At 69.7% G+C, this 12,113-nt stretch carries 9 protein-coding genes; 5 read left to right on the plus strand and 4 right to left on the minus strand.

The window, feature by feature from the left end; all coding sequences use genetic code 11:
* The 4 genes from ACILRB_RS13405 to ACILRB_RS13420 all read left to right on the plus strand — a co-directional run.
* Positions 1-1,308 (plus strand): L-lactate permease (locus tag ACILRB_RS13405; protein WP_395666796.1); only part of this gene is annotated, 1,308 nt, incomplete at its 5' end.
* A 242-nt stretch (positions 1,309-1,550) separates the two neighbouring features.
* Positions 1,551-2,300 (plus strand): (Fe-S)-binding protein, encoded by a 750-nt coding sequence (locus ACILRB_RS13410; RefSeq protein ID WP_395666797.1) that lies wholly within the window; start codon positions 1,551-1,553, stop codon positions 2,298-2,300.
* Positions 2,301-2,304: 4 nt separating this feature from the next.
* Positions 2,305-3,774, plus strand: a complete 1,470-nt coding sequence (locus tag ACILRB_RS13415) for a lactate utilization protein B (protein WP_395666798.1) — start codon at positions 2,305-2,307, stop codon at positions 3,772-3,774.
* A gap of 42 nt (positions 3,775-3,816) precedes the next feature.
* Entirely contained in the window at positions 3,817-4,479 is a 663-nt protein-coding gene (locus ACILRB_RS13420; protein ID WP_395666799.1) for a lactate utilization protein C, read from the plus strand.
* Positions 4,480-4,572: 93 nt separating this feature from the next.
* On the opposite strand, the gene ACILRB_RS13425 is transcribed toward ACILRB_RS13420, so the two are convergent.
* Complete coding sequence (locus ACILRB_RS13425; protein ID WP_395666800.1) at positions 4,573-4,989, minus strand: hypothetical protein; 417 nt, start codon at positions 4,987-4,989, stop codon at positions 4,573-4,575.
* A 251-nt stretch (positions 4,990-5,240) separates the two neighbouring features.
* Here ACILRB_RS13425 and ACILRB_RS13430 point away from each other — a divergent pair, with 251 nt between their 5' ends.
* Positions 5,241-5,912: a histidine phosphatase family protein gene (locus ACILRB_RS13430; RefSeq protein WP_395666801.1), complete on the plus strand. Its 672-nt coding sequence runs from the start codon at positions 5,241-5,243 to the stop codon at positions 5,910-5,912.
* Between the two features lie 75 nt (positions 5,913-5,987).
* Here the strand turns inward: ACILRB_RS13430 and lpdA are convergent, their stop codons facing one another.
* From lpdA to ACILRB_RS13445, 3 genes are all read right to left on the minus strand, one after another.
* Complete coding sequence (gene lpdA / locus ACILRB_RS13435) at positions 5,988-7,391, minus strand: dihydrolipoyl dehydrogenase (RefSeq protein WP_395666802.1); 1,404 nt, start codon at positions 7,389-7,391, stop codon at positions 5,988-5,990.
* A 124-nt stretch (positions 7,392-7,515) separates the two neighbouring features.
* On the minus strand, positions 7,516-8,730 hold the full coding sequence (odhB, locus tag ACILRB_RS13440; protein WP_395666803.1) for a 2-oxoglutarate dehydrogenase complex dihydrolipoyllysine-residue succinyltransferase: 1,215 nt from the start codon (positions 8,728-8,730) through the stop codon (positions 7,516-7,518).
* A 110-nt stretch (positions 8,731-8,840) separates the two neighbouring features.
* Complete coding sequence (locus ACILRB_RS13445) at positions 8,841-11,879, minus strand: 2-oxoglutarate dehydrogenase E1 component (protein ID WP_395666804.1); 3,039 nt, start codon at positions 11,877-11,879, stop codon at positions 8,841-8,843.
* Positions 11,880-12,113: the final 234 nt, after the last annotated feature.

The following is a 12,113-nucleotide window of genomic DNA, read 5'->3' on the forward strand; positions in this document are numbered from 1 at the left end:
CCGCTCGCGGCTTCAGGCCTTTCGCTCATCGCCAACACCGCGCCCGTCGCCTATGGCGCGCTCGGCACGCCGATCGTGGTGCTCGGCCAGGTGACCGGCATGGACCCGGTGGCGCTCGGCGCCATGGTCGGCCGCCAGCTTCCCATTTTCTCGCTGATCGTGCCGTTCTGGCTGATCGTCGCCTTCGCCGGCTGGCGCGGCATGATGCAGATCTGGCCGGCGATTCTCGTCGCCGGCGTCAGCTTCGCCGTGCCGCAGTTCCTGGTCTCGAACTTCCACGGCCCCTGGCTCGTCGACGTCGTGGCGGCGATCGTGTCGATGGGCTCGCTCGCCCTGTTCCTGCGGGTTTGGCGCCCGGCGACCGTCTGGTCGAGCCCCTCGCTCACCGGCCGCGTCGACCACAGCGAGGCGAAGCCCGTCTCCGCCGATCCGACGGCCTCCTCGCCCGGCATCCTGGCGCATGGGTCTGAGGCCGAGGCCGCCTTCGCCGACGCGCCGAAGATCGCGCCCGGCGCGCTCAAGGGGCCCGACACGGTCGACGACCGCAGCGCCGTCCTCAAGGCCTGGACCCCCTGGGCGATCCTCTGCGTGTTCGTCTTCGCCTGGGGCATCGACGCCTTCAAGAAGCCGCTCAACGCGATCTGGGCGCCCAAATTCGCCATTCCGGGCCTCGACGGCATGATCACCAAGACGCCGCCCGTGACCCCGACCGACGTCGTCGAGCACGCCGTCTACACGTTCAATTTCCTCACGCTCACCGGCACGGCGATCTTCCTCGCGGCGATCGTCAGCGGCCTCGTCATGGGCTATTCGCCCTGGGGCCTGCTCAAATCCTACGGCCGCACGCTCGGCGTGGTGCGCAATTCGCTCATCACCATCGTCGCCATGCTGGCGCTCGGCACGCTCACCCGCTTCTCGGGGCTCGACGCCACGCTCGGCCTCACCTTCGCCCACACGGGCTTCCTCTATCCCTTCTTCGGCGCCCTGCTCGGCTGGCTCGGCGTCGCGCTGACGGGCTCCGACACGGCGTCGAACGTGCTGTTTGGCGGGCTCCAGAAAGTCACCGCCCAGCAGCTCGGCCTCTCGCCGATCCTGATGGCCGCGACCAACTCCTCGGGCGGCGTGATGGGCAAGATGATCGACGCCCAGTCGATCGTCGTCGCCTCGACGGCGACCAACTGGTTCGGCCACGAGGGCACCATTCTGCGCTTCGTGTTCCCCCATTCGATCATCCTCGCCTGCCTCGTCGGCCTGCTCGTGATGCTGCAGGCCTATGTGCATCCGTTCACGGCGATGGTGCTGCATTGAGCCGCCCGCCCGGAGCGCCCGCGGCGGTCCGGGCGCAGGCGCGCCAGGCCATGACGCCGGCCCATGGCGCATGAGATGGCGCAGGAGAGGGGAGCGACGGCCGGCCGGCCGTCGCCGTTTGCGGCGCGGCCCCGCCGCCCTCGCCAGAAATTGAGGGCCCGCGGCGGCGCGGCGCAAACGCGCGGACGCCGACGGCGTTATAGATCAGGCGTCGCCCGCGCTCCGAAGAGGAAGCAAGAGCCATGAAGATCGGCCTCTTCGTCACCTGCCTCGCAGATCTGTTCCGGCCGCAGACCGCCTTCGCGGCGCTGCGCCTCCTGAAGCAGGCGGGCTGCGCGGTCGAGGTTCCCCGCGCGCAAATCTGCTGCGGCCAGCCGGCCTACAACTCCGGCGACGCGAAGGACGCCAAGACGCTGGCGCGCGACGTGATCGGCCTATTCGAGGGGTTTGACCATGTCGTCGCGCCGTCGGGCTCCTGCGCCGGCATGATTCGCTCGCATTATCCCGAGCTTTTCGCCGACGACCCGGACTGGCGCCCCCGCGCCGAGGCGCTCGCGGCCAAAACCCACGAGCTCACGAGCTTCCTCGTCGACGTCATGAAGTTTCGCCCCAAGGGCGTCGAGCTGCGCGCCAGCGCCGCCTATCATGACAGCTGCTCGGGCCTGCGCGAGCTTGGCGTCGCGCGCCAGCCGCGCGCGCTGCTGTCGGCCGTCGCCGGACTCGAACTGACCCCCCTGCCCGACGCGCAAAGCTGCTGCGGCTTCGGCGGCGCCTTCTGCGTCAAATATCCGGCGATCTCCAACGCCATCGTCGAGGAGAAGGCGAAGGCGATCGAATCGACCCGCGCCGACCTGCTGCTCGCGGGCGATCTCGGCTGCCTCATGAACATGGCCGGCAAGCTGCATCGGCGCGGCGCGAAGGTCCGGGCGTTCCATGTCGCCGAAGTGCTCGCCGGCATGGGCGACGGCCCGGCGATCGGCGAGGAGGCCTGAGCAGATGGACGCGCAAGCCGCCTCGGCCGAGGCCGCCCCCGGCGGCGACGCCGAAAACCCGCTCCTCGCGGCCCCCTTCAAGGAACGCGCCGCAAAGGCGCTCGCCGACCCCGACCTCAAGCTCGCGATCGACCGCACGACCCGCACCGCCCGCCAGAAGCGCGAGGCCGCCGTCGCCGACTGGCCGGGATTTGCGGAGGCGCGCGCGCTCGCCGCGCGGATCAAGGATCATGTGATCGACAATCTCGAGCACTATCTTTCGGAGTTCGAGCGCAACGCCGTCGCCTCCGGCGCGAAGGTCCATTATGCGGCGACGGCCGACGAGGCCTGCGACATCGTCGTCGGCGTCTGCCGCGAGGCCGGCGCGAAAACCGTCACCCGCTCGAAATCCATGCTCGGCGAGGAGATCGGCCTGCCCCACGCGCTCGACGACGCGGGCTTCCGCCGCGTCGAGACCGATCTCGCCGAACATATCGTGCAGCTCGCTCACGACCGGCCCTCGCACATCATCTGGCCGGCGCTGCACCACAAGCGCGAGGACGTCGCCGCGCTGTTTCGCGCCAACCACGGCGCGCCGCCAAACAGCGACGAAATCCCCGACATGGTGGCCTCGGCGCGGCGCGAGCTGCGCGGCAGCTTTCTCGGCGCCGACGTCGGCATTTCGGGCGCGAATTTCCTCGTCGCCGACCAGGGCTCGGTCTGCACCGTCACCAATGAGGGCAACGCCGAGCTCACGACGACCATTCCGCGCGTCCATATCGTGACCGCCGGCATCGAGAAGCTCGTTCCGGCCCTGCCCCATGCGCTCGCCCTGCTGCGCCTGCTCGTGCGCTCGGCGACCGGCGCCGACATCACCCAGTACACGACCTTCCATTGCGGCCCGAAGCGCCCGGGCGACCGCGACGGCCCCGAGGAATTCCATATCGTGCTCGTCGACAACGGCCGCGCCAGGATGATCGAGCAGGGCGTGCGCGAGATGCTGCGCTGCCTGCGCTGCGGCGCCTGCATGAATCATTGCGTCGTCTTCAACGAGATTGGCGGCCACGCCTATGGCGGGGTCTATCCGGGGCCGATGGGCGCCGTGATGACCCCGATCTTCGACGGGCTCGAGGCCTCGCGCGACCTCGCCTCGGCCTGCACGCTCAACGGCCGCTGCCAGGAGGTCTGCCCCGTCGCCATTCCGCTGCCGACCCTGCTGCGCGGCTGGCGCGAAAAAAGCTGGGCGCAGGGGCTTGAGCCGCAGACGCAGCGCCGCTTTCTCGGGCTCTGGGCCTTCGTCGCCCATCGCGCGCCGCTCTACCGGTTCGGCACGCGCCTCGCCATGAAAGCCATGCGCCTGTTCGGCGGCCGCGGCGGCTGGATCCGTTCGCTGCCGCTCGCCTCCGGCTGGACGCGCCATCGCGACTTCCCCAAGCCCGCCGCGAAAACCTTTTTCGAGCAGCTCGACGACCAGGCGGCGAGGAAAGCCAAATGAAAAGGGCGACGACGTGAAACGGACGGCGAAGGGGACGACAGGGTGAGCGCGCGCGAAAAGATCTTCGCGACCCTGCGGCGCGACCTCGGCGGGCCGAGGCCGCCGGCCAAGGTCGAGGCCGAGGCGCGCCTGCTCGCCGCCGAGGCCGCGCTGAGCCGGCCGCAGCTTTCCTCGCCCGATCTCGTCGAGGCGTTCTGCGCGCGCCTCCTTTCGCCGAAAGTGGTCGGCGCGAGCGTCGAGCGCGTCGCGCGGCTCGAAGACGTCCCCGCCGCCGTCCTGGCCTATTGCGCGGCGCAGGGGCTCGCGCCGGCGATCGCCCTCCAGCCCGACGCCGCGCTCGCCGCGCTCGGCTGGAGCGGCGTGACGCTGCACGCTTCGGCCGCGCGCGACGAGGCGGTCGCGGTCGGGCGGGCGCGCTGGGCCATCGCCGAGACGGGCACCTTCGTGTTTCACTCGGGGGCGGACACGCCGGTGCTGCTGGCCTTCCTGCCGCTGCACCATATCTGCGTCATCGAGGCCGAGCGCATCCTCGGCCATCTCGAGGACTACGCCGCGGCCGAAGCCGGCAAGCCCGCGCCGCGCAACGTCAATTTCATCACCGGCGCGAGCGGCACGTCCGACATCGAGGGGCGGCTGGTGCGCGGCGCGCACGGCCCGGCCTTTCTGCACGGGATCATCGTCGACCCGCGCGGCGCGGCGCGCTAGGTCGCGTTACGCGTTTTCCTAACGTAAAAGTCTGCAACTTTTACTGAAAATGCTCTGGGCGCGCCGCCCCGATCCCTGCGGGAGGCCGCCGCCTCAGTCGCCGGCGACGCGGCGGCCGTGGAAATCCGAAATCTTCTCGACGCCCGAGGGCGCGGCGATGCGCGGATCGCGGTCGAGGGCGCGGCGCACGGCCCCGCTCAGGAGCACGGCGAACGCGCGCGCCTCGCCGTCGCCCGCGGGCTCGGCGCGGCGTTCTTCGAGGCGCCGCCAGGCTTCGTCGGCGGCGTCGAGGGCGAAATTCAGCAAGGCGCCGACAATCAGCGTCTCCACGCTGACGCCGCGATGCAGGGCGACCGCCGCCACTTCGTCGGCGAGATCGGGCGACAGCCTGTCGGTGATCGACTGCGCGCTCAATTCGCCCGAACGCAGGGCGGCGACGAGGTCGCGCAGACGCAGCGGCCCGGACGCGTCGAGGCGGATTTCGGAAACGATCGAAGCGAAATCATACATGCTCTGCCCCCCGGTCCCGGCTTTTGCTGCGCCGCGGCGAAAGCGTTGGCGCGGCCGCCGCGCGCTGATACTATAGCCGCAACGGCGAAGCGCGGCGACCGGTTCGACGCCCTGCGCCCAACACATCGCCAGGAAGCGCGTCTCCCCGGACGCGTCGCCTGCGTCGCGACCGCAGGGTCGCGGCCCGACATTCGAAGGCGAAGCGTTCCGTCGAAACGCGGGCGCCTCGCGCGGCAGGAGGGTTCCGCTTCATGGCGACGCGCGTCTGCCTGATGCGTCACGGCGAAACGCAATGGAACGCCGAAGGCCGGCTGCAGGGCCAGATCGACATCGGGCTGAACGCGGCCGGACGCGCGCAGGCGCAGGCCGCGGCGCGCAGGCTCGCGCGCCTGCCGATCACGCGCATCCTTTCGAGCGACCTGTCGCGCGCCGCCGACACGGCCGCGGCGGCGGGCGAGGCGCTCGGCCTCAAAGTGGTCGTGACGCCGCGCTGGCGCGAGCGCTTCTTCGGCGATTTTCAGGGCCTGACCCACGATGAGGCGAAGGCCAGATTCCCCGACGCCCATGCGCGCTTCAGGGCGCGCGAGCCCGACGCGCCCCTGCCCGGCGGCGGCGAAAGCTTTTCGGCCTTTTACGACCGCGTGGCGCTGGCGCTGACGGACCTCGCCGCGGCGCATGAGGGCGAGACGGTTCTCGTCGTCGCCCATGGCGGGGCGCTCGACATGGCGCGCCGCTTCGCGACCGGGCTCGACCTGCGCGCGCCGCGCGACTATTCGCTGCTCAACGCCTCGCTGAACTGGCTGCGCAAAGACGCGGCCGGCTGGTCGCTCGACCCGCGCGGCTGGGGCGACGTCTCGCATCTCGAAACGGCGCATCTCGAAACGTCGAAGGACGAAGCCTTCGACGCGGCACGGGCCGGCTGAACGCAGGCGCCCGGCGGGCGCCTGAAAGAGAGCGGCGGCCGAGGCCGCCCGAGACGCCCCCGAAGGCGCGCCCGCTCACATGTGGATCGGGCGCTTGTCGACGGCGAGCGCCGCCTCGCGCACGGCCTCCGACAGGGTCGGATGGGCATGGCAGGTGCGCGCGAGATCTTCCGACGAGCCGCCGAACTCCATCAGCACGCAGGCCTCGGCGATGAGCTCGCCCGCCCCCGCGCCGAGAATATGCACGCCGAGCACCCTGTCGGTTTCGGCGTCGGCGAGGAATTTCACGAAGCCGTCCGTCTGGCGCATGGCGCGGGCGCGGCCGTTGGCGGTGAAGGGGAACTTGCCGACCTTGTAGGCGACGCCCTGCTCCTTCAGCTCTTCTTCGGTGGCGCCGACCGAGGCGATCTCGGGCGAGGTGTAGACCACGCCCGGAATGACGCCGTAATTCACATGGCCGTGCTGGCCGGCGATGATCTCGGCGACGGCGATGCCCTCGTCCTCGGCCTTGTGGGCGAGCATCGGCCCGCGCACCACGTCGCCGATGGCGTAGATTCCGGGAACGTTCGTCTGGAATTTCTGGTCGATGACGACGCGGCCGCGCTCGGTCGCGACGCCGGCGGCCTCAAGGCCGAGCCCGTCGGTGACCGGCCGGCGGCCGATGGCGACGAGCACGACGTCGGCCTCGAGCGTCTGGACGTCGCCGCCCGCGGCGGGCTCGATCGTCGCCTTCAGCCGCTCGCCCTTCTCGACCTTCGTCACCTTGTGGCCGAGATGGAAGCCGAAGCCCTGCTTCTGCAGGATGCGCTGGAACTGCTTCGCCGTCTCGCCGTCGATTCCGGGCAGGATGCGGTCGAGGAATTCGACCACCGTCACATTGGCGCCAAGGCGCGCCCAGACCGAGCCGAGCTCCAGGCCGATGACGCCGGCGCCGATCACGAGCAGGTCTTTTGGCGGCGTCTCGAGCGCCAGCGCGCCGGTCGACGACACGATGGTCTTCTCGTCGATCTCGACGCCCGGCAGCGGCGCGACGTCCGAGCCGGTGGCGATGACGATGGCCTTCGTCTCGAGCGTCTGGGCCTGGCCGTCCTCGGCCGTGACCGTCACCTGGCCCGGCGCGGCGATCGAGCCGAGGCCGAAATAGGGGTCGATCTTGTGCTTCTTGAACAGGAAGGCGACGCCGCCGACATTGGCCGACACGACGTCGTCCTTGTGCTTCATCATGGTCGGCAGGTCGAGCTTCGGCGCGTCGACGACGACGCCGAGGGGGGCGAGGCCGTGGCCCGCCTTCTCGAACTCCTCGGAGGCGTAGAGCAGCGCCTTCGAGGGGATGCAGCCGATATTGAGGCAGGTGCCGCCGAACGTCTTCGTCGCGCGCTTCTCGACGACGGCGACCTTCATCCCGAGCTGGGCCGCGCGGATGGCGCAGACATAGCCGCCGGGACCGCTCCCGATGACGACGAGATCGTAGGAAGACATAAGGCCTCGCTGGATGGGCTGGTCCCGGGCGCGTTCTTGATCGACGCGGCTGCCGGCGGGAGGGGGCGGACGGAAGGGCGGAGACGGCGCGCCGGCGAAGGGCCGGCGCGCCGCGAAGCGATGCTCAGACGTCGAGGACGAGGCGCGCCGGATCCTCGAGCGCCTCCTTGACGCGCACGAGGAAGGTCACGGCCTCCTTGCCGTCGACGATGCGGTGGTCGTAGGAGAGCGCGAGATACATCATCGGCCGGATCTCGACCTTGCCGCCGACGGCCATCGGCCGCTCCTGGATCTTGTGCATGCCGAGGATGCCCGACTGCGGCGCGTTGAGGATCGGCGTCGACATCAGCGAGCCATAGATGCCGCCGTTGGTGATGGTGAAGGTGCCGCCCTGCATCTCCTCGATCTTGAGCTGGCCGTCGCGGGCGCGCTTGCCGTAGCCGGCGATCTCCTTCTCGATCTCGGCGAGGCCGAGCTGATCGGCGTCGCGCACCACCGGCACGACGAGGCCCTTGTCCGAGCCGACCGCGATGCCGATGTGGTAGTAATTCTTGTAGACGAGATCGTCGCCGTCGATCTCGGCGTTGACCGCCGGGATGTCCTTCAGCGCGCCGACCACGGCCTTCACGAAGAAGCCCATGAAGCCGAGCTTCGAGCCGTGGCGCTTCTCGAACACGTCCTTGTATTTCGCGCGCAGGGCCATGACCTCGGTCATGTCGACCTCGTTGAAGGTCGTCAGCATGGCCGCGGTGTTCTGCGCCTCCTTGAGGCGGCGGGCGATGGTCTGGCGCAGCCGCGTCATGCGCACGCGTTCTTCGCGCCCGGCGTCGGCCGCGGGCGAAGGCGCGCGCGCCTGGGCGGGAGCCGGCGCCGGCGCCGGCGAGGCGAGCTTGGCCAGCACGTCGCCCTTCAGCACCTGGCCGCGCACGCCCGAGCCGGCGACGCCGGACGGATCAAGGCCGTTGTCGGCGGCGATTTTTGCGGCGGCGGGCGAGGGCGCCATGGCCGGGCCGCCGGCGGACGGGGCCGAAGCGGGCGCGGGCTTTGACGCTTCGGATTTGGGCGCTTCGGATTTGGGCGCTTCGGCGGCGGGCGCGGCGCCCGAATCGCCGATCTGGCCGAGCAGCGCGCCGACGCCCACCGTGTCGCCGTCCTTGGCGACGATCTCGGCGAGCACGCCGGCCGAGGGCGCGTTCACTTCGAGCGTGACCTTGTCGGTTTCGAGCTCGAGCAGCGGCTCGTCCGCCTTGACCGGGTCGCCGGCCTTCTTGAACCAGCGCCCGATGGTCGCTTCGCTGACCGATTCGCCCAGAGTGGGAACGCGTATCTCGATAGTCATCTCGCTTCGTCCGCGCCGTTTGCCGTCCGGGCTTCGCGGGCCCGGACCGTGGATTGAGGAAAGGCGCCGCCCGTTGGAGAGGGCCGCGCCGCTGGTTCGTCCCTTGCCCGTCAGGGCGCGTAAACCTCGTCCATGAACGTCTTGAGCTGGGCGAGATGCTTCGACATCAGGCCGGTCGCCGTCGCCGCCGAAGCCGGACGGCCGGCGTAGCGCGCCCGCTTCGAAACGCCGCCGACCTGGCCCAGCACCCATTCGAGATAGGGCTCGACGAAGGTCCAGGAGCCCATGTTCTTCGGCTCCTCCTGGCACCAGACGATCTCGGCCTGCTTGAACCGCCCGAGCAGATTGACCAGCGCCTTGAGCGGGAACGGGTAGAGCTGCTCGACGCGCAGCAGGTAGACGTCCTCGATCCCGCGTTTCTCGCGCTCCTCGAGCAGGTCATAATAGACCTTGCCCGTGCTCAGCACGACGCGGCGAATCTCGGCGTCGGGCCTGAGCCTGTAGTCGGCCGGGAATTTTTCGCCGTGGTCGCGCAGGATGCGGTGGAACGACGAGCCGATGATGAAGTCGTCGAAGCTCGACACGGCGCGCTTGTGGCGCAGCAGCGACTTCGGCGTCATCAGGATCAGCGGCTTGCGGAAGTCGCGGTTGAGCTGCCGGCGCAGGATGTGGAAATAATTCGCCGGCGTCGTGACGTTCGCGACCTGCATGTTGTCTTCGGCGCACATCTGCAGATAACGCTCGAGGCGGGCCGAGGAATGTTCCGGCCCCTGCCCCTCATAGCCGTGCGGCAGCAGGCAGACGAGACCCGACATGCGCAGCCATTTGCGCTCGCCGGCCGACAGGAACTGGTCGAACACCACCTGCGCGCCATTGGCGAAATCGCCGAACTGGGCCTCCCACAGCACGAGCGCGTTGGGCTCGGCGAGCGAATAGCCATATTCGAAGCCGAGCACCGCCTCCTCCGAGAGCATCGAATTGATGACCTCGTAATGCGCCTGCTCGTCGCGGATGTGGTTCAGCGGCGCATAGCGCGCCTCGGTCGCCTGGTCGTTCAGGACCGAATGGCGCTGCGAGAACGTGCCGCGCTCCGAATCCTGGCCCGAGAGGCGCACCGGATGGCCCTCGTCGACCAGCGTGCCGAAGGCGAGCGCCTCGGCCATCGCCCAGTCGATTCCCTGGCCCGTCTCGATCATCTTGCGCCGGTTGTCGAGCAGGCGCGCGACCGTCTTGTGGACATGGAAGTCCGGCGGCGCCTCGCACAGCCGCTCGCCGATCTCCTTCAGGCGCTGCGGATCGACGCCGGTGCGGCCGCGCCGCGCGTCCTCGGCCGACATGACCGCCGGCTTGATGCCGGCCCAGCGGCCGTCGAGCCAGTCGGCCTTGTTCGGCTGATAGGACTGGCCGGCCTCGAACTCCTCGTCGAGGCGATGGCGCCATTGCGCCTGAAGGCGCTCCACCTCGCCCGGCTCGACCACGCCCTCGCCGAGCAGCTTCTCGGCGTAGACGTCGAGCGTGGTGCGGTGCGAGCGGATCTTCTTGTACATGATCGGCTGCGTGAAGCTCGGCTCGTCGCCTTCGTTGTGGCCGAAGCGGCGGTAGCAGAACATGTCGATCACGACCGGCTTGTGGAACTTCTGGCGGAACTCGATGGCGATCTTGGCGGCGTAGACCACCGCCTCCGGATCGTCGCCGTTCACATGGATGATCGGCGCCTCGATCATCTTCGCCGTGTCGGAGGGATAGGGCGAGGAGCGCGAATAGCGCGGCGAGGTGGTGAAGCCGATCTGGTTGTTGACGATGAAATGGATCGAGCCGCCGGTGCGGTAGCCCTTGAGGCCGGAGAGGCCGAAACATTCGGCGATGACGCCCTGGCCGGCGAAGGCCGCGTCGCCGTGCAGGAGGAGCGGCAGCACGTTGGTGCGGTCCACCATGTCGTGGCGCTGGTCCTGCTTGGCGCGCACCTTGCCGAGCACCACGGGATCGACGATCTCGAGATGCGACGGGTTGGCGGTCAGCGACAGATGCACGCTGTTGTGGTCGAACTCGCGGTCGGACGACGCGCCGAGGTGGTATTTGACGTCGCCCGAGCCCTCGACCTCGTCGGGCGAGGCCGAGCCGCCCTTGAATTCGTGGAAGATGGCGCGGTGCGGCTTGCCCATCACCTGCGAGAGCACGTTGAGGCGGCCGCGGTGCGGCATGCCGAGCACGATCTCGCGCACGCCGAGCGCGCCGCCGCGCTTGATGATCTGTTCGAGCGCCGGCACGAGCGATTCGCCGCCGTCGAGGCCGAAGCGCTTGGTGCCGGTGTATTTGACGTCGAGGAATTTCTCGAAGCCCTCGGCCTCGATCAGCTTGTTGAGGATCGCGCGCTTGCCTTCGCGCGTGAAGCTGATCTCCTTGCCGGGCCCCTCGATGCGCTCCTGCATCCACGCCTTTTCGGCGGGATCGGAGATGTGCATGAACTCGAAGCCGATGGTGTCGCAATAGGTGCGGCGCAGGATCGGCAGCATCTCGCGGATGGTCGCGAATTCGAGGCCGAGCACGCCGTCGAGGAAGATCTTGCGGTCGTAGTCGGCCTCGGCGAAGCCGTAGGTCGCCGGATGCAGCTCCTCGGTGACGTTGGGGCGCTGCAGGCCGAGCGGGTCGAGGTTGGCGTGCAGATGGCCGCGCATGCGGTAGGCGCGGATCATCATCAGGGCGCGCACCGAATCGCGGGTGGCGCGCTGCACCTCCGCGCCCGACATCGGGGCCGGGGCGGCCTTGCCCTCGCCCTTGCCCTCCGGCGCCGCGGCGGGCTTGCCGCCCTTCGCCGCCGGCTTCGCGAGCGGGCCCCAGTCGCCGTCGAGCGCGGAGACGAGCTCGCCATTGGCTGGAATGGGCCAGTTGGGCCTGCGCCAGCGCGGGCCTTTCGCGCCGGTCTCGACCGCGGCGCGGTCGTCGTTCAGTTCGCCGAAGAAGGCCCGCCATTCGGGCCCGACCGAATTGGGGTCGGCCTCATAGGCGGCCTGCAGCTGCTCCACATAGGCGGCGTTGCCGCCGTAGAGAAAGGAAGTTTCGAGAAAAGCGGCGTTGGAGCTGGTGCGGGCTGCGCCCGCCGAGCCTCCGCTCGCGCCATTGCCCGCGTCCGTCCCGTTCTGTCGCGCCATGTCGAAATCACCTCGTACAACGCCGCCGCCCGCAGCCGCGCGGCGGCTTCGTCGGGAGGAAGGCTCGTCATCCCGAAGGCCATTTTAGGCGCTTCGGGCCGACCCGCCGCGCGGGCCGCGGTCACATCGTCGTAAACTCAGCGTCTTCGTGAAATTCCCGGCCGGGAGAGGGCCGGACTCTCGCCCCGCTCCCGAGAGCCCCTCTCGGGCGCGCCGTCGCGTCTGACCGGCGCC

The organism is Methylocella sp., assembly GCF_044226135.1.
In the GTDB taxonomy this organism is placed as follows: Bacteria; Pseudomonadota; Alphaproteobacteria; order Rhizobiales; family Beijerinckiaceae; genus Methylocapsa.

Excerpts from the sequence above, each read along its gene's own strand:
- ACILRB_RS13410 (WP_395666797.1), top strand. The coding sequence starts at position 1,551 with ATGAAGATCGGCCTCTTCGTCACCTGCCTCGCAGATCTGTTCCGGCCG.
- ACILRB_RS13415 (WP_395666798.1), top strand. The coding sequence starts at position 2,305 with ATGGACGCGCAAGCCGCCTCGGCCGAGGCCGCCCCCGGCGGCGACGCC.
- ACILRB_RS13425 (WP_395666800.1), bottom strand. The coding sequence starts at position 4,989 with ATGTATGATTTCGCTTCGATCGTTTCCGAAATCCGCCTCGACGCGTCC.
- ACILRB_RS13430 (WP_395666801.1), top strand. The coding sequence starts at position 5,241 with ATGGCGACGCGCGTCTGCCTGATGCGTCACGGCGAAACGCAATGGAAC.
- lpdA (WP_395666802.1), bottom strand. The coding sequence starts at position 7,391 with ATGTCTTCCTACGATCTCGTCGTCATCGGGAGCGGTCCCGGCGGCTAT.
- odhB (WP_395666803.1), bottom strand. The coding sequence starts at position 8,730 with ATGACTATCGAGATACGCGTTCCCACTCTGGGCGAATCGGTCAGCGAA.
- ACILRB_RS13445 (WP_395666804.1), bottom strand. The coding sequence starts at position 11,879 with ATGGCGCGACAGAACGGGACGGACGCGGGCAATGGCGCGAGCGGAGGC.